Genomic DNA, 1,665 nt, shown 5'->3' with positions numbered 1-1,665 from the left:
GGGATGATAGACATATTTGAACATATGAAAAATGTTCCCAAAGTCATCTGGTTTGATAACCTTTCAGCAGCAGTAGCCGGTATTAATGGTCAAGACAGGACACTAACGGACAGATTCCAGCGTTTCAGTATTCATTATGGATTTGAAGCCAGGTTCTGCAACCCGGACAGCGGTCATGAGAAGGGTAATGTTGAAAACAAGGTAGGATACAGCCGCCGGAACTTTTTCGTACCCGAGCCCGAGTTTGATGACCTGGAAGAATACAACCGAAGACTTTTTGCCGTGGCAGAAAAGGACCACGAGCGGGTTCACTACAAGAAGAATCTGCTCATAGCACGGTTGTTGGAAGAAGATAAAGCCGGTATGCTGCCTTTACCGGAAAACCCTTTTGAAGTGGCAAAATGGCAGAAAGCCAAAGCCAATAAAATTGGAAAGGTTAAATTTGAAACCAATACCTACTCTGCCTCTCCAGCAGTGGCAGGAAAGGAAGTCTGGATTAAAACAGGTGCTCATATGGTAGAAATCCTTAACGAAGACTACCAGAGCATCGTCAAACATAGAAGGCTGTATGGCAAAAACCTAGAAGCCATGAACTGGTACCCCTATCTAACTACCCTGGCCAAGCGTCCCAACGCTTTAAAATATACCGGGTTTTACCGGGAGTTGCCTGATCCCTGGCAGGACTACCTGGCAAGCTGTGATCATGATGGCAAAAAGAGCAGCCTGAAGGTATTGCTGAAGATCCTTGAAGAAAGGGATATGGTTACTGCCACCCGCTCTCTTGAACAATGCCTGGCTAATGGTACAGCCACATCAGACAGTATTCTCTTAAGTTATTATCGCTTAACCCAGGAAACCATTGAGGATAATCTTAAATTACCCTCAAACCTGGTTAAAATGTCTGATTATTCCCCTGATCTATCCTCCTACGATCATCTATTAAGGGGGGTGATCTAGGTGAAAGAATTAATTGCCGATTATTGCCGGCAACTAAAATGGGGCAACAGCATCGTTGAAAACTACCAGGGACTCGAAGCTGATACCCATGAGGAATTCCTGTTAAAGCTTCTTAAGATGGAACTCTCAAACCGGGAAATGACCAGAAAGAACCGTTACCTGAAACAGGCCGGTTTTGATATGATGAAGACCTTTCAGGGATATGAATTTGACCAGGTTCAAATCCCAGCCAGTATTACCCTGGATGAACTCAAGAATGCTGATTTTATCGAAAAGAAGGAAAACTTGATCCTCTATGGAGCGGTTGGCACCGGCAAGACCCATATGGCTACTGCCGTTGGGGTAGCCGCCTGTAACCGGGGAAAGAAGGTGAAATTTTATCGGACAGCAGCCCTGGTCAATGATCTCATAGATGCAAAAGCCAAGGGAAACCTCTCCAGGTTCTTAAAACAGCTAGAAAAGGCAGACCTTTTGATCTGTGATGAGTGGGGCTACATCCCGCTGGATCGCCAGGGTGCCCAGCTCCTGTTCCAGGTCGTGAGCAGCTGTTACGAAAAGAAAAGCTTAATCATAACTACTAACCTGGAATTCAGTAAATGGAATGGCATCTTCTTTGATGAAAAGCTGACCAGTGCTATTATTGACCGTCTGGTCCATTACAGTCACTTATTAGTATTCAGCGGCAAAAGTTACCGACTGGAGCATTCC

Annotated in this window: 2 protein-coding genes; both read left to right on the top strand. The window is 45.2% G+C overall.

The window, feature by feature from the left end:
• Positions 1–957 (top strand): Mu transposase domain-containing protein (locus tag JCM14374_RS13845; RefSeq protein WP_172674237.1); only part of this gene is annotated, 957 nt, incomplete at its 5' end.
• On the top strand, positions 958–1,665 hold a 708-nt coding region (istB, locus tag JCM14374_RS12780), incomplete at its 3' end, for an IS21-like element helper ATPase IstB (protein WP_054698167.1).

The sequence above is a fragment of the Syntrophomonas palmitatica JCM 14374 genome, assembly GCF_001311885.1.
GTDB lineage: Bacteria > Bacillota > Syntrophomonadia > Syntrophomonadales > Syntrophomonadaceae > Syntrophomonas_A > Syntrophomonas_A palmitatica.
This window is presented reverse-complemented; position numbering and strand designations above follow the sequence as displayed.